The sequence below is a fragment of the Bifidobacterium sp. wkB338 genome, from assembly GCF_003688325.1.
GTDB classification, from domain to species: Bacteria; Actinomycetota; Actinomycetes; order Actinomycetales; family Bifidobacteriaceae; genus Bombiscardovia; species Bombiscardovia polysaccharolytica.
Genome location: NZ_NPOR01000011.1, coordinates 235,185 through 251,871, shown reverse-complemented (window position 1 = coordinate 251,871; position 16,687 = coordinate 235,185). Strand labels below are relative to the sequence as shown.

The 16,687-nt window shown below is 60.0% G+C and carries 15 protein-coding genes and 1 tRNA gene; 2 read left to right on the top strand and 14 right to left on the bottom strand.

The features are described from left to right. Window positions 1–65: 65 nt before the first annotated feature. The 13 genes from CI603_RS02535 to ptsP all read right to left on the bottom strand — a co-directional run bounded on the left by CI603_RS02535 (window position 66) and on the right by ptsP (window position 13,801). A complete protein-coding gene (locus tag CI603_RS02535; protein ID WP_121912915.1) occupies window positions 66–1,412 on the bottom strand; it encodes an amidohydrolase family protein in 1,347 nt (448 codons plus the stop codon). Between the two features lie 224 nt (window positions 1,413–1,636). Next, on the bottom strand, window positions 1,637–2,368 hold the full coding sequence (locus CI603_RS02530) for a GntR family transcriptional regulator (RefSeq protein ID WP_121912914.1): 732 nt from the start codon (window positions 2,366–2,368) through the stop codon (window positions 1,637–1,639). 244 nt (window positions 2,369–2,612) lie between these two features. After that, window positions 2,613–4,019 carry a PTS ascorbate transporter subunit IIC gene (locus CI603_RS02525; RefSeq protein WP_121912913.1) on the bottom strand — a complete coding sequence of 469 codons (1,407 nt, stop codon included), beginning with the start codon at window positions 4,017–4,019 and terminating at the stop codon, window positions 2,613–2,615. Next, window positions 4,016–4,321: a PTS sugar transporter subunit IIB gene (locus CI603_RS02520; RefSeq protein WP_046323441.1), complete on the bottom strand. Its 306-nt coding sequence runs from the start codon at window positions 4,319–4,321 to the stop codon at window positions 4,016–4,018. The genes CI603_RS02525 and CI603_RS02520 overlap by 4 nt, the downstream gene beginning before the upstream one ends. A 5-nt stretch (window positions 4,322–4,326) precedes the next feature. Next, window positions 4,327–4,872, bottom strand: coding sequence for a PTS sugar transporter subunit IIA (locus CI603_RS02515; protein ID WP_259465455.1), 546 nt, complete (start codon window positions 4,870–4,872; stop codon window positions 4,327–4,329). A gap of 574 nt (window positions 4,873–5,446) precedes the next feature. After that, window positions 5,447–5,520, bottom strand: a tRNA-Lys gene (locus CI603_RS02510). A 97-nt stretch (window positions 5,521–5,617) separates the two neighbouring features. Beyond that, window positions 5,618–7,138, bottom strand: coding sequence for a formate--tetrahydrofolate ligase (locus CI603_RS02505; protein ID WP_121912911.1), 1,521 nt, complete (start codon window positions 7,136–7,138; stop codon window positions 5,618–5,620). Between the two features lie 39 nt (window positions 7,139–7,177). After that, window positions 7,178–8,704: a C69 family dipeptidase gene (locus tag CI603_RS02500; protein ID WP_121912910.1), complete on the bottom strand. Its 1,527-nt coding sequence runs from the start codon at window positions 8,702–8,704 to the stop codon at window positions 7,178–7,180. A 156-nt stretch (window positions 8,705–8,860) separates the two neighbouring features. Then, entirely contained in the window at window positions 8,861–9,433 is a 573-nt protein-coding gene (locus tag CI603_RS02495) for a YbhB/YbcL family Raf kinase inhibitor-like protein (RefSeq protein WP_121912994.1), read from the bottom strand. Between the two features lie 217 nt (window positions 9,434–9,650). Continuing rightward, complete coding sequence (locus CI603_RS02490; RefSeq protein ID WP_121912909.1) at window positions 9,651–11,189, bottom strand: PTS ascorbate transporter subunit IIC; 1,539 nt, start codon at window positions 11,187–11,189, stop codon at window positions 9,651–9,653. An 87-nt stretch (window positions 11,190–11,276) separates the two neighbouring features. Further along, the gene (locus tag CI603_RS02485; protein WP_024626949.1) at window positions 11,277–11,549 is read right to left on the bottom strand and encodes a PTS sugar transporter subunit IIB; all 273 of its coding nucleotides are present in this window, start codon (window positions 11,547–11,549) and stop codon (window positions 11,277–11,279) included. Window positions 11,550–11,627: 78 nt separating this feature from the next. Beyond that, complete coding sequence (locus CI603_RS02480) at window positions 11,628–12,074, bottom strand: PTS sugar transporter subunit IIA (protein WP_046323446.1); 447 nt, start codon at window positions 12,072–12,074, stop codon at window positions 11,628–11,630. 77 nt (window positions 12,075–12,151) lie between these two features. After that, complete coding sequence (gene ptsP, locus CI603_RS02475; protein ID WP_121912908.1) at window positions 12,152–13,801, bottom strand: phosphoenolpyruvate--protein phosphotransferase; 1,650 nt, start codon at window positions 13,799–13,801, stop codon at window positions 12,152–12,154. 233 nt (window positions 13,802–14,034) lie between these two features. On the opposite strand from ptsP, the gene CI603_RS02470 reads away from it, so the two are divergent. Continuing rightward, the gene (locus CI603_RS02470) at window positions 14,035–14,301 is read left to right on the top strand and encodes an HPr family phosphocarrier protein (protein WP_121912993.1); all 267 of its coding nucleotides are present in this window, start codon (window positions 14,035–14,037) and stop codon (window positions 14,299–14,301) included. Window positions 14,302–14,352: 51 nt separating this feature from the next. Continuing rightward, window positions 14,353–15,411: a LacI family DNA-binding transcriptional regulator gene (locus tag CI603_RS02465; RefSeq protein WP_121912907.1), complete on the top strand. Its 1,059-nt coding sequence runs from the start codon at window positions 14,353–14,355 to the stop codon at window positions 15,409–15,411. Between the two features lie 18 nt (window positions 15,412–15,429). Here CI603_RS02465 and CI603_RS02460 read toward each other — a convergent pair whose 3' ends face one another. After that, complete coding sequence (locus CI603_RS02460; protein ID WP_121912906.1) at window positions 15,430–16,590, bottom strand: DNA polymerase III subunit delta'; 1,161 nt, start codon at window positions 16,588–16,590, stop codon at window positions 15,430–15,432. Window positions 16,591–16,687 lie beyond the last annotated feature (97 nt).

Genomic DNA, 16,687 nt, shown 5'->3' with positions numbered 1-16,687 from the left:
GCATACCACCCGGTCAAACTATTGCACGCCTCTTGCACGCTTCTGAATGGCCCTGCAGCAAATGATCAGAAGCTGTCGAGCAGGCGATCGATCTCCTCGAAGTGCTTGACCTCAGGCCGCCATACCGGCTTGCCGCGAGCGATGACCAGCTTGGGATTGGCCAGGGTCCGCACATTCTTGGCAGGGTCCTCGTCAAGGACGATCAGATCTGCATCCTTGCCCGTGTCGACCGAACCGGTGACACTGTCGAAGCCCAGGTTTCGTGCATTGACCTGAGTGGCGGCGTGGAAGGCCTGCGCCGGGGTGAAGTCCGCGTACCGCACCAGATAATCGAGTTCTCGCCAAGTACCGTACTGGGGCACGAAGGTCATGCCTGTGTCGGTGCCGACTCCGACGGCAATGCCGTTCTCATGAGCCTGCTTGGCGCTCTTGACCATGCCGTCAACGACCAGCTCAGAATTGCCGCGAACTATATCGTTGATCCCCAGCTCCTGCTGACTGATCTTGACCAGAGGCAGTCCGGCGGACAGGGTGGGATCCAGAGCAGAGAAACCGCGAAGCGAGCGCGGATTGTCAAGGAAGAGCCCGATCATCTCGTCATCCAGAGCGCTGCCATGCTCAATGGTATCCACGCCTGCCTTGAGAGCGGCCTTGACACCCTCAGGGCTCTGGGCATGCGCTGCGACCAGCACACCAAACTCATGGGCCTCATCGCAGACGGCGGCCATCTCCTCCTCGGTCATCTGCGGGCTGCCGGCCTCACCAAGCTTGGTGGCATCGGTGACGCCGCCGGTCGCAGCCACCTTGATGGCATTGACACCATGATCCAGGTTCTCCCTGGTCCGACGTCTGGCCTCGTCGGGAGAGGAGCAGGACAGGGCGATGAAGGGATCGCCATGCCCTCCTGGAATCGCCAGGAGGGGACCGGCAGCCAGCATGCGCGGGCCTGTCAGCTCGTCGGCATCGATCTTGTCGCGCAGACGAACCGCCTCATAGCCCACATCACCCAAGGTACGAATGGTCGTTACTCCCGAGTTCAACAGCGTGGAAACGTTGCCCTTGATCCTGGCATCCATAATGACTTTGCCTGCAGGACTGTGCATTACCTTCAAACCGGCATCGACCACACGCGGCGACAGGTCAGTACCACCAGACAAGGGCTTGCCGTCGGCAAAGAGATGGGTATGGGCATTGATGAGTCCAGGTGCCACAAACTTACCCGTAGCGTTGATTCGGTGATATCCGGAGGGCACGTAGGCCAGCGGGGTCGGGCAGACCTGCTCTATCCGGCCGTCCGCGGACACCAGAACAGACATATCCTTCTGAACCGTGCCTTTTTCATCACCGGTCGCGATACTGGCATGCTCGAGCACAAACGGCTCGCGCTCTTTCCTGCCTTGAAGACGCCCCATGGTCGTACCTGCCTTCCCATCTCCGATGCACTCATTGCGAGGAATCGGGCATATATGTTCAATACTATCCGCTGCAGGACGAACCATTCAAGCCTGACGCACAAGCAAATGAGGCCATTCAAAAGCAGCCTGGCAGCAGAAGCAGGGGCGAAATTGCCGAAACGCAGCAGACGCAGTCGAAGTAATGGCCACTAACCGTTAACGACCTCTCTGAGCGCGGAGCATCATCTGGAGTCCGGCATGCTGTTGATGACGAACTCTATTTCGGAATATGCAGGCGGTTGAAGAGCTACGCCGAATGCCACCACCGAACCGAATCCGTCAAAGACGGTGGAGTCCATGGCCAGCACGGGCCGGCCCCTGTCCACATGAAAGTATCCAGCGATCCGTGAATCGACATTCTCGATGCGGACCACTACTTCGTTTCTGGCGAGCCTGACGTCGTATTGTTCCTCGATGAAGCTATAGAGGGAGCCATCGGAGAAATCATGCTCAAGTATTTCCGGAAACTGGACGGCCGACAGGTAGGTGCAGACATATTGATGCAGATTGCCATCGACATAGCGCAGTCGTTCCAGTTCGATCAGGTCTGCCTCAGCATCGATACCCAACTTGGACGCAAAATCGGCATTCTTGACAATCCTGTTACCAAGTACCCGGGTCTTGACCGTTCTGCCTAGGTCACGCTGCTGGCGCCAGAATCCCCTGATGTGGCCGTTGATCACCTCACGAGAGGACGAGGGCGACTTCAACTTGAAGGTACCCTTGCCCTGACTGCGAACGATCAACCCTTCACGAATCAAATCTTCTATGGCATGACGAACCGTAATCCGACTGACATTGTAGCGTGTGCAAAGTTCGGACTCCGTGGGCAGCTGCGCCCCATCCTTCATCCGTTTGATGCTTCCGCGCAGATGGTCTCGCACGGACACATACTTGGGAATTCCATCTACCATTGCAAAACCGACCCACCTGATTTCATTGCCCTCATGAATCGAAATCCCGCGACCTGCGTTAACTAGAGGTCTGCTGCCTTCAATGATTGTAAAAGCCCTTGCCCGTTTCTGCCCAACACAGGAGCCAAGCAGCAATATTCTCCAGCTACGGATGGGTCATGGAACTGATATTGAAAGTCCGTTAGTCCCATGACCCCTCTCCATCGCTGTCCCTGCCAGCTTCAGATTGGACAGGGGATTCAATTCAGGCGACGGCCTTGGCCTTGTCAGCCGAGTCAGCTGCAGCGGCAATGGTCTTCTTGCGCTTGTTCATGAAGTAGGAGACCACATAGACCAGGATCAGCACAACAATGATTCCCGCGATGATCGCAATCTGGCCGCCGGCCTTGTTGAGGTAGCCCAGGAAGATGCCGGCCACACCAAAATCGGCATCCGAGTATGTGGCGGCGCCCTTGCCTACAGATCCCAGCACCGGCAGAAGCAGGAGCGGCAGGAAGGTTATGGCCAGGCCGTTGACGAAGGAGCCGAGAATGGCTCCACGCCGACCACCCGCGCCGTTGCCGATTACGCCTGTGGCACCGCCGGTCATGAAGTGGGCCACGACGCCGGGAATGATGACGGTGGTTCCGGCCAGAGCCATGATGGCCATGCCTACGATGCCGCCGACGAAGCTGGACAGGAACCCAATCAGAACGGCGTTAGGAGCGAAGGTGAAGGTGACGGGGACATCCAGTGCAGGCTTGGCGTTCTTGACCAGGTGCTCACTGATGCCCTTGAAGGCAGGAACAATTTCGCCCAGGACCACACGAACACCTGCCAGGATGATGTAGACGCCGGCAGAGAAAGTGGCGGCCTGCAAGACCACATAGACGATGAAGTTCTGTCCGTCACTGAGCTTGCTCTCGATATAGCCGGGACCGGCGAAGAGCGCCACGATGACATAGATCACAGCCATGGACAGAGCCACAATGACTGTTGTATCGCGCAGGAAGCCCAGGTTCTTGGGGAAATTGATATCCTCAGTAGATTTGGAGGGATGCTTCTTGCTGCGAGTGAGCGTAGCCACCAGACCACCAAGGGCGATGCCCGAGCCGCCGGTGTGGCCCAGGGCCACATCATCGGTACCAGTCACCTTTTTCATGAAAGGCTGCACGACCGCGGGCGAGAGGGTCACAACCAGGCCCTGAGCGATTGAGCCCCAAAGCAGGGTCTGCCAGGTGGAGAAGCCGGCCGCTACGAAGATGACCGTTATCATCGTGGCCATATAGAAGGCCACGTGTCCTGACAAGTAAACATATTTGAAATATGACGTTGCAGAAAGAATGATATTGACAATCATTCCGAAGAAGAAGATGAGTGCAGCTACGGATCCGTACTTGACCAGTACCGTGCCGACTATGGCCTCGTTATTGGGAACAACGCCCTGGACATGGAAGGCATGCTGGAACATATCCCCAAAGGGGGTCAATGCATTGGTCACCACGCCAGCGCCAGCGGCCAGGACCAGAAAGCCCACGAACGTGCGTATGGTCCCCTTCATGACATCCGTGGCAGACTTGCGTTGCAGAGTCAGGCCGAGCAGGGAGATCAGCGCGACGATGACGGAAGGTTGTCGGAAAATGTCCAAAAGGACTTTTAATACCCCGTTCATGCCGCCTGCCCCCCTTCAGGAACATCCATGCCATGGCGCTTCAGGGCCTCGGCAAGCTTTTCTTTGATCTCATTCATGTCGATCAGACTGTTCAGAACGACTACGTCGCCCAGATCCTTGGCAGCATCAGCGATGTCACGCCCGACAAAAATAATATCGGCATCGCCCTTGTTGACCGAACCCAGATCGCTATGGTTGGTCTCGACCCCGGTGACGCCAAGCTCTTTCAGCGCCTTGTCAATATTGAGCTGGGTAATGAAGCTCGACCCCAGTCCAGTGCTGCAAACCGTCAGAATCTTCATGTTGATTACCTTTCTTCCTTGAGGATCGTCCTCAATTCCTCAACGTTCGCGGCCTTGCCCAGCCGTTCCTGATTCTTCGCGTCACTCAGGAAGGTCGCCAGCGATTGCATCAGGCTTAGATGGCTGTTCGAGTCCTGCGCAGCCAGGCAGAAGAGCGTGCTGATCGGGTGGTCCTGAGAATCGGCCAACAGGAAGGGACTGCGAACCTTCAGCACCGATAGAGAGGTGGTCACAACGCCTGCCTCGGGCCTGGCATGAGCCATGGCAATGCCTTGACCCAGATCAATATAGGTGCCGCCTGGTTTGCGTATCGAAGCCTTGATGGCATCGACATAAGAGGGTTTGATCCTTCCAAGATCAACCAGCGGACCAGTGACCACGTCCACCGCTTCTTCCCAATCGGCTACGCCGTCCCTATACATGACGGTGCCTTCCGGGAAATACTCGTTCAGCAATTTGCCTCCTCGCATACGATGAAGCCCATCCGCTTCGGAGCGAAAGATCGTGGGAGAATGCCTCCCCGGAACTTCAACCTCGAATTCCGCAAACATTATAACAACATGACAATATGATGTCTAAACGTGCGTGTTCAAACATCATATTGTTCAGGCACCATATTCCGAGTCTTTGACTAAGACCCGGGCCCTTGGCACAGGCAAGATCCGGTGAAGTGAGCGCGGCAACAGGTTGCATACGGATTCAGACCGGGGCCGCTGGGATCGCTCAAATAAGCGATCAGCCTCCACGCAATCAAGCCAGCAACGATGGAGACGGCAGCTTAACCCCCCCCTACCCCTGCAGACAGCAGAGGATTCCTATTACCAGCGCAAGGCTCACATACCCTTCTACCAGTCAGAAATGAACGGCTTCTGTTCTTGCGGGTTTTATGCTCAGCATGCACGGAACGGTGCGTCAGGGCAGAGATCCTTGGCCAAGGAAAGCAGCAGACGACAGACTTGAGGCGCATTTGTTGATTAATCGATAGGTTTTGCGTTTCACCACAGAGTAGCTTTTCTTTTGCGGATACTTTTATCCGACGAATATCCAACAAAACCGTGTTCCAGACGAATTCCCCGAGCAATGGAAAAGCCCCGCAGCCTTTGCGGCTGTAGGGCTTTGACTCTGTGCCCCCACGGGGGCTCGAACCCCGGACACGCTGATTAAGAGTCAGCTGCTCTAGCCAACTGAGCTATAGGGGCAGGGCACTTTCAAGAGCCAAGTAGATACTATACACGGTTTCGGCAGGCCCGCAACACGGCGCGTCACAGGCCTGCCGAATCCATATGCATGGCCTGCTCAGACGATCTTGGGCATGGGCGTGGTCAGGGAAGTGGTCAGATTCACCTGCAGGAGGCCAGCACCCGTATGGGCCTCGACCTTCTTCAGGGTGACTGTGCGCTTGTCCTGGTCGGCCCGGTCATCGTCGGTCATGGTAGCCGGCGATTTGACCGCCACTACAACCAGATCCTCGAGGGAAATGCCAGCCTTATTGCACAGGTCGGAGGCCGCCTGCAGGCTGTCTTGGAAGCCCTCACGCTCGACGACCCGATCAGCCGGTACCCCGTATGCGCTCTTGGCGATCCAGCGAATCCGATCCGGCACGGACATATCATGCAGGCTGGCTGTATCCATCTGGGCTTTCACGGGTTCCTGCAGGGCCTTGATCAGATCATCCAGCTGAGACTCCAGGGCCTTGCCACCGTCCCGGAAGAGGTTGCCCGCGATAGGCCTGCGGAAGCCCAGGCCGTCGGCGGTCTCCCGCAGGGAATCCACCTGGTCGTCCTCGCCCTCCCAAAGGTTGATCAAAGGGAAGGTGGGGATGCCCAGTCCCTCAAGACGGTGCACGTGGAAGGGATAACGCCAACTCAGCTTGGGATCGTCCCGCCAGGTGGTGGCACGGGTGACGACCACGGCGGCGGCCGGCCACTGGGCCCCATACTCACGGGCAGCGATGTCCAGCCACTTCTGGGCGCCGGCATCGGCTCCGTAGCCCGCCTCGACGACGACCACATCGTGCCTGGCGCAGGCCATCTCCACGGACACCAGGCTGGGAATGCCGATGGAGACGTTGGCGAATGGCCCGCCATGCACATAGACCGGAGAACCCTCCAGGGTCTGGGTGAAAGCGGGCTTGACCGCATCGGTAAGGATGCCGGTGATCCGCCACAGGTCCACAAACTCTCCGAAGGTGACGGGACGGCCATCCAAGGTCCCCGCGACCATGGCGGCCACGCGCCGTTTGATCTCATCCATGCTCCGGGAGAGCACTACGATCTGCATGAGCTCACAGGTGGGCGTCAACACGGTCCGTTCGGGCAGATCGCCCTTGCCGCGGTCCACGGTGATCTGGCGCAGGGACCGCGAAGGCACCTCGCTGACCCTAGGCACCAGGACGGTGTCCAACCGACCCTCGTCCACAGCCTTCTCTGCAAAGGAGACCAGCAGGTTCTGGGCGGATTCGATGGCCGCCATCTCCCCGCACAGACCCCAGTCCACCAGCTCAGGATGGGTCAGGGAGGACTTGCCCCCACCAGAGGCGCCACCCTTGGAACCGGCAGCGGTAATGCCCATGCTGGGCTGACGCAGGACAGCTGCGGCATCCACTCCCCGGGCGCGCAGGGCGTCGATCAGCGCGATGGTAGTGGTGGTCTTGCCCTCCCCTCGCGAAGCCTTGAGCGGGGTGTCTGCGGTAACCAGCAGCACCCGGCCATGCTTGCGCGGCATATCCGGATGATCCTGCAGATCCTTCAGGTAGCCGAAGGCATCGATCTTGTCAAACAGACCGTATGGCCTGACGTAATCGTCGAAGCCCGTCATGAGGCTCTCCTCCTTTATGATCCTTGTCAATCGGATGGCTCAGTTGTCGGACAGATGGTAGCCGTTGCGCATGCCCATGCTGGCCGTGTAGAGCACCTGACTCAGCAGGTCGTCGGTTTCCTTGCGCAGAAGGTCGGCCATGTCCTTGTTAGCAGCCTCCAGCACCTGGCGAACCTCGGGGTTGTCAGTGCCTTTATCGGCACCTTCCAAGCGGGCCACCTGTTCATCTGTGGCGGCAATCATGCGATGACCCTCAGCGCCAACGCCCTGTTGGTAACGTTCGACTGCCGCCAGAGTGCCAGCAAAGGCCGAGTCACACAAGGCGGCGATCAGTCGGTCGGACCAGTAGAGGCTGTCGGTGGAAACCCGGCCCGTGGTGTTGGCCAGATAATCGGGCGTACGATCCACATTTGCATAGAAGGGAACCAGGGCATTGAAGGCGTTGGACCCGTATGAAATCCACTGGATGGCCCGGCAGGATTCAGGCTGGTAGGGGCGCAGCTGGATCAGGGACAGCTGGTCGTTGCGATTGATACCGATGGGACGGTAAAGCCCCTTGGTGTGCTCGTCGCCGGTCCGCCCATAGGGATCGTAGGGTGTGCCCTGGTAGTGAGAGCTGAGCAAGTACTTGACATCCTCCACGGTAATCAGCCGCTCAGGCTGACGGCACCAAGGGATGTTGTCGCTGGTGGGAGTGTGATCGGCGTCCGGCCCGTCCCAGATCTCGTCATAAGGGTTGAGGAAGCGCTGCATGTACCAGGCCCGAGGCGTGTTGTATACATGGTCCGAGTCGCTGTGGGATCCAAAGGCATCACGCGGGTTGAAGGGCGAAGCTGACTCTACGGACAGATCCAGGTAGTTGTCAGCGATGAACTCCCGCAGGTCGGCCGAGCAAAGGTGGTCGGTCTGGTCTCCGAAGGCGTCGTCCAAATCGAACTCGTCGATGCCCAGCTGGTTGGGCATGGTCACATAGGAATCATCAGGCACGCGCTTGGCTATCCAGTGGTGGCCACCCACGGTTTCCATCCACCAGATCTCGTCCACGTCGCTGAAAGCGATGCCATTCATCTCATAGGTGCCGTAGCGCTCCAGCAGGGAGCCCAGCCGTTGGACGCCCTCCCGAGCCGAGTGGATATAAGGCAGGACGATGGTGACCAGGTCCTCCTCGCCGATGCCTCCGGGCACTCCGGCCAGGTAGTCCTTATCCCCAGGACGGCCCTGGGCGGGTGTGGGCTCAACCAGCGGATCTGCACCCAGAACACGTTCGTTGGTGGTGATGGTCTCGGTGGCTGACATGGCCACATTGGCGCTGTTGACGCCTGCGGCAGCCCAGAGCCCCTGATTGTGCAAAGCATCGGGCACCGAGGTATAGCGCATGGGATCGTCGGGCAGATCTATCTCCAGGTGGCTGATCACACTGTGGTAGTGCCGCGGCTGCTGGTCAGGAGCGACTAATACGAAGCGCTTGGGACGAAACTCTCCGTTGGACGAATCCTCATCCCGTGCGATGATGGTGGATCCGTCGTAACTGGCATTTTTGCCTATCAGAAGCGTGGTGCAGGGCATATAAGCGTCTTCCTTTGTCTGGTCGCGGTCAACTGTCATCACCAGTCCGGAAGTCGGGGGATGTCATGGTAACCGACTGCGTGGGCAGGCAGGGATGACGGCCGTCTGCGCACTTGGGGCATGGCATCACTCTAGTGCTAGACCGCCCCAACCAGATCAGGCATCAGCTGGCAGCCAGGCCCGGGCTGCTGCGGCCACCGGCTGGGCGGAATGGATGGCATGTGCCAGGGCATTGAGCCAGAATCCCTCCTCCAGGCCGGGCAGAGACTCTTGTGTGGCCCAGACCGACAGCACATAGTCATGGACCCGGTCCGGAGGCGTGGGGCCGTTGTAACGCATAAGCACGGCGGGATCGTTAGCGATCTCCTCCTCCATAACCAGGGGCGAGGCTGCCGAGGTGCGCCCTTGGGGCACACCGGGAATCAGATTAGACAAATTTCTGGAGAAGTCCTCAGGAATCGCCAGCACGGAGCTTCCGGTCCCCTCAGGTTGCAAGGAACGCAAAGCCTCGATGGGCAGGTTGGCCAGAGACCAGTGAATCCAGGGGAAGCCACACACGGGCACGGAATCAGGATCCACCAGCATCCAGTGCAGGTAGCGGGCCTCCTGGGGCACATCCTCGAGCCGGAAGGGGAAGGAGACTACAGGACGTCCCTTGCGGGTAAGGGACTGAGGGGCGCGCTTGGCGTACCGATCGGGAATAGTGCCGAAATCAGTGATAATCCTCATGATTCGATTCTCGCCCGCCCAGCCGACGAGGTCAAGTTCTTCCGTGAAACCGGCCGCAAACAGCACTCAGCACGATAAATTCCACCACCCTGCACAAAAAGTGCAAAAGCCGCCCGGATCCTTCCACATGAAAACGATCCGGGCGGCTCTAAATCGGACTAGGAGAAAGGAATCAGCAATACCTCTCTCCCGGCGCTTATACGGCGCTTATACACGCCTATTCGGCCTTTGCGGCCTTGGCCTGTGCACGAGCGGCCTTGGCGGCTGCACGAGCCTGAGCCTTGGCCTCCTTCTCTTCAGCCTCGACACTGGCGATGAACTCAGCATGCTTGGCGGCAGGCAACCATCCGGTGTTGACCACCTTGACCTGCCAGACCCAGGCCAGGGCGAAGATCACCACTGCCAGAATCACCAGGACCACGGCCCCAACGGGGATGCCCAGCTGGGACAGCTTGCCAACCACAGTGCCGTACCAGGCAAAGTCGGCATCGCCGAAGGTGGCGTTGGACAGGCCGAAGCTGCCCAGAACCGTCATCAGGATGGCCGGTAGGAAGGTGATCAGCAGACCATTGATGAAGCCGCCGACCACAGCCCCGATGCGGCCGCCGGTCGCGTTGCCGAAGACACCAGCACCGCCGCCATCGAAGAAGTGGGGCACCATGCCCGGCAGAATCAGGGCCAGACCCCAGACGGGCCCGAGCCAGACGGCGATGATGACCAGGGCCACCAGACCGCCGGCAAAGGAGGCCAGGAAGCCAATCAGGGATGCGTTGGCACCGTATGGGAAGACGATGGGGATGTCCAGAGCAGGACGGGCGCCGGGGACCACCTTGTTGGCGATGCCCTGGAAGGCGGGCACCAGCTCACCCAGGATGATACGGACGCCGTAGAGGATGATGCTCACGCCGATGCCGAACTGCAGGGCCTGGGCGAAGGCGGCCATGAAGAAGGATCCCCAGTTGGCCGGATGGGAGGGGAAGACGGCGAAGGCGGCCTTGGCAGGCACCACAAAGGCGGTCCAGACGGCGAAGACCAGGTAGAGGACGACCATGAGCAGGGTGGTGGAAACCATGGAATCACGCAGGAAGCTCAGCCCTTTGGGGAAGTCGATATCCTCAGTGGAGCGCGACTTCTTGCCCACGGCGCTGCCAACCGCGCCCGAAACCACGTAGCCCAAGGTGTTGAAGTGGCCGATGGACAGCTTGTCGCTGCCCGTCACCCGGTTCATGTACGGCTGGGCGAAAGCGGGCATGGCCACCATGATCACGCCCATGAGCAGGGAGCCAATCAGCACGATGAGCAGGTTGTTGCCCTTGCCGAACCCGATCGAAAGAACCAGGGCCAGCAGGGTTGACATGAAGACCATATGGTGACCGGTCAGGAAGACGTACTTGAGCGGGGTAAACCGTGCCAGCAGGATCATGACGATGAAGCTGAGCACGATGATGTAGGCGGAGGCTGCACCGAACTGGCTGGAGGCCTGGGCCACAATCACCTCGTTGGTGGGGACGACCCCGTGGGCGCCCGTGGCCTTGAAAACCAGCTTGCCGAAGGGATCCAGGGCGTTGGTCACCACGGTGGCGCCGGCGCCCAGAATCAGATAGCCCATGGCCGCCTTGAGGGCGCCCGAAATGACCTGGCCTGCGCTCCGTTTCAGGGCGATCAGGCCGATGGCCGCCACAATGCCAATCAGATAGGCGGGCACATTCAGAATCTCCTGGCTGATGAAGTTCAGCACCGCAAGGAAGACATTCATTGTTTGTCCTTACTATTTCTCTCTTGTTGTCAAGTTAAAGAGCGGGTATTCCATCGGCCTGGCGATGACGAATGTCCGCCGGACTCATCAGTCGGCGTACTGCTCCAGGATGCCCTTGATCTCGTCCTTGTCCATGAAGTTCTGGACGGTCTCGACCGGAGTGGTGGTCCCCTCCAGCTCGGGCGCCAGCTGAGGCGAAGTCAGCACCAGGTCGTTCATGTTGGCCGTGCCCTTGGCGCTGCCCGCGTCGGAGGTGGTCACAGTCACATCCATGCCCAGCTCCGATGCCACCTGCTCGACGTTGACCTTGAGCAGAACCGAAGTGCCGATGCCGTTGCCACATACACAGAGAATATCCATGAGTTGCTCCTTTGTTCCTTGTTTGCTTCTACTGCTTCTTGTATTTGCCATGCTGGGATCCGCAAAAGCGGGTCCTCCTCACGATTCGAGAATGGCGCGAACCTCGTCAGGTGTGCCGGCCTTGGCCAGCTGCTCGGTCTTCTTCGCGTCGGTCAGAGCACCGGCGATGGCGGACATCACCTGCAGGTGCTCCTGCTCATCCCGCCCGGCCAGACCAATCACCAGTGAGACCGGATCATTGGCCTTGTTGCCGAACTCAACAGGTGTGGACAGCCTTACCCAGCTCAGGCCGGTTCCCAGGACCGCTTCGCTGGGCCGGGAATGAGCCAGAGCCAAACCGGGGGCGATGACGATGTAGGGACCCATCTTCTCGACGGTCTCGATCATCTGGTCCGTGTAGGCATCTGTGGTGAACCCGGATGCCACCAGCCTGTCGCCCGCCTTGCGGATGGCATCCCGCCAGTCAGATGCCGGTACATCCAGGGCGAAGGATGTGTCGGGAAGGAAGGCTTGGAAATCCGTCATGTCTGCTCCTTGCTCGTGCTGTTTGACTTGATCGACTGCACCGGATCCGATGGATTTACACAAATCCGGCCGGCTGCTCACCAACCCTGGGGATGGTAGAACTCTCCGTCCAGAGCCTTGGCGGCGAGCGCCTTGGCTTCATCCATGGTGTGCTTGGCCAGTTCGGCGCGAACGTCATCCAGGGCGACCGGAGTCATGGACAGGCTGGTCACGCCGATGCCGGCCAAAACCACGGCCAGGTCAGGATCGGCAGCCGCCTCGCCGCAGACTCCGACAGGCATATTATTGGCCTGACCGGCATCAGCGATGAGCTTGATGGCCCTGAGGACGGCAGGATGCCAGGCGGTCTGGTAGGAGGCGACCGAACCCAAGGTGCGATCGGCGGCCAGCGTGTACTGGGTCAGATCGTTGGTGCCGATGCTGACGAAATCGGCCACCTTGGCCACCTTGTCGGCCATCAGTGCAATCGAAGGAACTTCGGCCATGACACCCACGCGCTTGAGCCCCTTGCTCTTGCCCAAACGGACGAAATAGTCAGCCTCGTGTTCGTCGGCGACCATTGGCGCCATGACCCATAGGTCGGCATTGGTCTCGGCATCGGCCCGGGCAAGGGCCTCCAGCTGATCCTCCAGAACCTGGCTGTGGACCTTGAGCGTGCGCAGACCACGCAACCCCAGGGCAGGATTAGGCTCGTCGGCCTGCGTCAGGAAGGGCAACGGCTTGTCAGCACCGGCATCCAACAGGCGGATGACCACCTTGCGGCCAGGGAAGCGTTCAAGAAGAGCGCGGTAAGCCTCGGCCTGCTCCTCGACGCCGGGCGCCTGCTCGTTGCCCAGGAAGAGGAACTCCGAGCGGAAGAGTCCAACCCCCTCCGCTCCATACTCCAGGGCAGGATCGGCATCCGCAGGCTTGCCGACATTGGCCAGGAGGGGAATCCTTGTTCCGTCCTTGAGCTGGCCTGGGCGGCCCCGCAAAGCCTTGGCCTGATCCGCTTCGCGACGGGCCTGCTCAGCTTTCTCAATCTGTTCCTGGGTCGGATCGGCCGTCACCTTGCCGGCAGCAGCATCGACGATGACCGTTTGTCCGTCGGACAGCCCAGCTGCGTCCTGAGCGCCCACGACGGCGACGATCCCCCTGGACCGGGCCAGGATGGCGGTATGGCTGGTCGGACCGCCCTCAATGGTGACAATGGCCAGAACCTTGGTCATGTCCAAGCTGGAGGTGTCGGCCGGAGACAGGTCAGGGGCGACCAGGACGAATGGCTTGTCGCTTTCCGGCACGCCCGGTGCCGGGACACCGAGCAGATGGGCGATGACACGCTGGCCAACATCATGCAGATCGTTGGCACGCTCCCCCATGTAGCCGCCGATAGCCTGAAGCTTTCCCTCGAAGTCGGCAAAGGCCTCATAGACGGAACGCTCGGCGGTCTTGCCACCGTCAAGCAGAGATCGAATCGAGGTCTTCAGAGCCGGGTCCTGGGCCATCTGGGCCAAGGCTGTCAGAATCGGAGCAGCGTCCTTGGCCCCCTGCCCGTCTTGGGCGGCCTTGGCGCGCGCAAGCAAGTCCTTGTTGACCGCTGTCAGAGCGGATTCGACCCTGCCGAATTCAGCATCCGCCGTGAGGTTCTCAGGCCTCGCCTCATCGCCGGGTACATCCAGTCCGGCCGCCATATGGATAACCGGGCCAACGGCAACGCCGCGGCCAATGCCTACGCCTTGGATCTCCATGTCGCACTCCTTAGTGCCTGCCCACTGCACGTGAGCCGCCCCTGAGGCGAGCCGAACAACGACAGTGGAAACGTTCTTCATGCAACGATGTTCAGTATACACATATTCATTCGTTTTTCAACGGTAATCGTTTTCTGTAATTTCCCTTCTGCAGTGGTAGGATATCCAGCGTATCCACCACTAGGCATGCCGGTTCGACAAGATCGGCCATATATTCAGGAGAGATGATCACCATGGCAACAGCGCAACGTTCCACTGTCATCACCGACCCGGTGGGCATTCATGCCAGGCCCGCTTCGGAATTCTCGCAGGCCGCCGCATCCAGCGGTTGCAAGGTCACCATAGCCAAGGGCGAGGGCAATCCCGTAGACGCCGGCAGCATTCTGATGGTCATGAGCCTGGGCATCGCTAAGGGCGACAAGGTCACTGTGACTGTCGAGGGCGACGAAGCCGAGTCCGTAGCCGACTCCCTGGTCACTAAGCTGACCCAGGCCGAGTGACCCGCCGCTAGCTGTAGCCGACATCGACGGAAAGAGCCTTCGAGGGAAACGATGGGACACACGGCGGACAATAAGCCTTCCATTGCCAACGTCGCAGCCCTGGCTGGAGTTTCGACGGCGACCGTGTCCCGCGTCCTTTCCGGCCATAGACGCAAGAACGACGACATCAGCCGCAGGGTCAGAGCTGCTGCCGAAAAGCTCAACTACTCGGCCAATTTTGCTGCCAGCACCCTCCGATCAGACCGCAGCAGAACCATAGGACTGATCCTGTGCGGCACATCCACGGGCATAGACGGGTCCATCCTGGATCTGCTCAGCAGGAGACTGACAGAACAGGGTCGCTACCTGCTGGTCATATCCGTCAGGGGCGACCAGGAGCGAGAGGCGGCCATCAGATCCATGGCAGCCCGACAAGTCGAAGGAATCATCATCGTTCCTTCGCTGGACGACGATCCGGTCGGTATGCCCGTCGACCTGCCGTCCGGACTGCCCATCGTCCAGGTCGGTGGCAGACCGCTCTCCTACCACACCAGCTGGGTCGGCATGGACCAGGCGGCTTCCATGCGGCTGATCATCGCCCACCTGGCCGAGCAGAACGCGCATTCGGTGGCCTATCTAAGCCGTGAACTGAACACCAGTGCGGCCACTGAGCTCTTCACGACCTTCTCCACTCTGACCAACACCCTAGGGATGACGCCTCAGCCGGACTGGATCCAGTTTGGCCCCTGCAGCATGCGCCGCGGCCATGATGCCGTCATGACCATGCTCGCTGAGGGAAACGACCGTCCCGATGCCATCATCTGCGGGGACGACTCACTGGCCCTGGGCGCTCTGATGGCCTGTGACCAACTGGGCTTCCAGGTTCCCGACCAAGTCAAGGTGGCTGCCTTCGTGGACAGCCCAGCCTGTCTGATCAGCAGTCCGACCTTGACCGCAGTCAAGGCTCCCCTGAACGGCATTGTCCAGGAGGCACTGCGGCTGGTCGACGCCAAGGGACAGTCCATTCTGCCCTCTCACGTGGCTCTGCCGCCAGCGCTGGAGTGCAGGGAATCGACCTGGTCGCCAAGAATTGGCAGCAGCGACATGACCTCACCGGGCACTTTCGCCTGATAGCAGTTAAGTCCGTACTCAGACCAGCAGGGTGCAGAAGAGCGCCTCGAAGACCAAGAGCGGCGAACCGTTGGCAGCCAGCCTCCTGCGAGCTCGGGCAATCAGCTGAATACGGTCAATGGCCCCCTGTCTGGAGAGTCTGACGGACAAATCAGCAATAGCCGCCCGATTTTCCAAATTGACCAAGCCAGCCTTCTCTTCGGCGCCGTTCTGCAGGACACCCACATCCCGGTAAACGCTGGCCAGGGTACTCAGGTTGCGGTCCAGCACGTCCCGGGTCAGTCTGGTAACCCGTCGGCGGACCTGATCCTTGCCCCCCAATGCATGGTAGGCTCCACGCAACTGCCGGGGAATGCGTTCCTTGTCTCTGAGACCGTTGATCTGCCGAAACTCCCGCTCGTCCCTGGCCACCTCATCGTCCACGGTGGCGGTGGCTTGATCCCGGGCGGCATCAACCACCCGGCCAGCCAGAATCACAGCATCCGAAGCTCGCCGCAGCCCCAGCAGACCCACCACCAGCTCATCACGGTCAGCCAGGACCTGATCCCTGGTGGCGTAGAGACGAGCGATGCCGATGTGTCCCTGAGCCAGACGAGCGGCCTTGGCGGCCAGAGGCCGGTCCACCCCCACCTGATCAGTCAGGAAATCCGCCACTGCGGTGTTGGATGGCACCGCTAGGTTGAGCACCCTCGTCCGTGAGCGGATGGTGGGCAGCACATCCTGGGCGTTGGGTGCGCACAGAAGCCAGATGGTGTGCTCGGCCGGCTCCTCGATCTCCTTGAGCAACACATTGGTGGTCCGCTCCAGCATCCGGTCCACGTCCTCGATGATGATGACCCGCCAACGAGAGGTTGAGGGCATCTGCTCCGAGGTCATGATCAGATCCCTGACCTCGTTGATACCGATGGTGACCTTGTTGGTTGACAGTATGGTCACATCCGGATGGGTCCCGGCCAAGACCTGCTGAGTGACGCGTGTGGGCTGATCGCTCAATCCCTGGTCAGGACTGATCAGGGCCGCCGCAAAAGCTCGGGCCAGATTGGACCGCCCTGATCCTGGAGGACCACAAATCAGCCAGGATTGCGCAACCTCGTCATGACCCTGCGTCTGAGCGGCCACCGTCCGCTTGAGCAAATCTACCGTGGGCTGCTGACCCACAATGGCATCCCAGACGCTCATCGGGTCTTCCGCAAGAGCCGGGACCGGAGCAGCCCGCGAGCGCGGGAACCCACAGGAACCGAATCGTCGTCAGCATCCCCGCCGGCTGTTCCCGCCT

Bases quoted from the DNA above. Each gene is read 5' to 3' on its own strand.
- CI603_RS02500 (WP_121912910.1), bottom strand. From the start codon at position 8,704: ATGCCCTGCACCACGCTTCTGATAGGCAAAAATGCCAGTTACGACGGA.
- CI603_RS02495 (WP_121912994.1), bottom strand. From the start codon at position 9,433: ATGAGGATTATCACTGATTTCGGCACTATTCCCGATCGGTACGCCAAG.
- CI603_RS02515 (WP_259465455.1), bottom strand. From the start codon at position 4,872: ATGTTTGCGGAATTCGAGGTTGAAGTTCCGGGGAGGCATTCTCCCACG.
- CI603_RS02520 (WP_046323441.1), bottom strand. From the start codon at position 4,321: ATGAAGATTCTGACGGTTTGCAGCACTGGACTGGGGTCGAGCTTCATT.
- CI603_RS02490 (WP_121912909.1), bottom strand. From the start codon at position 11,189: ATGAATGTCTTCCTTGCGGTGCTGAACTTCATCAGCCAGGAGATTCTG.
- CI603_RS02530 (WP_121912914.1), bottom strand. From the start codon at position 2,368: ATGGTAGATGGAATTCCCAAGTATGTGTCCGTGCGAGACCATCTGCGC.
- CI603_RS02525 (WP_121912913.1), bottom strand. From the start codon at position 4,019: ATGAACGGGGTATTAAAAGTCCTTTTGGACATTTTCCGACAACCTTCC.
- ptsP (WP_121912908.1), bottom strand. From the start codon at position 13,801: ATGGAGATCCAAGGCGTAGGCATTGGCCGCGGCGTTGCCGTTGGCCCG.
- CI603_RS02465 (WP_121912907.1), top strand. From the start codon at position 14,353: ATGGGACACACGGCGGACAATAAGCCTTCCATTGCCAACGTCGCAGCC.
- CI603_RS02505 (WP_121912911.1), bottom strand. From the start codon at position 7,138: ATGACGGGCTTCGACGATTACGTCAGGCCATACGGTCTGTTTGACAAG.
- CI603_RS02480 (WP_046323446.1), bottom strand. From the start codon at position 12,074: ATGACGGATTTCCAAGCCTTCCTTCCCGACACATCCTTCGCCCTGGAT.
- CI603_RS02535 (WP_121912915.1), bottom strand. From the start codon at position 1,412: ATGGGGCGTCTTCAAGGCAGGAAAGAGCGCGAGCCGTTTGTGCTCGAG.
- CI603_RS02485 (WP_024626949.1), bottom strand. From the start codon at position 11,549: ATGGATATTCTCTGTGTATGTGGCAACGGCATCGGCACTTCGGTTCTG.
- CI603_RS02470 (WP_121912993.1), top strand. From the start codon at position 14,035: ATGGCAACAGCGCAACGTTCCACTGTCATCACCGACCCGGTGGGCATT.
- CI603_RS02460 (WP_121912906.1), bottom strand. From the start codon at position 16,590: ATGAGCGTCTGGGATGCCATTGTGGGTCAGCAGCCCACGGTAGATTTG.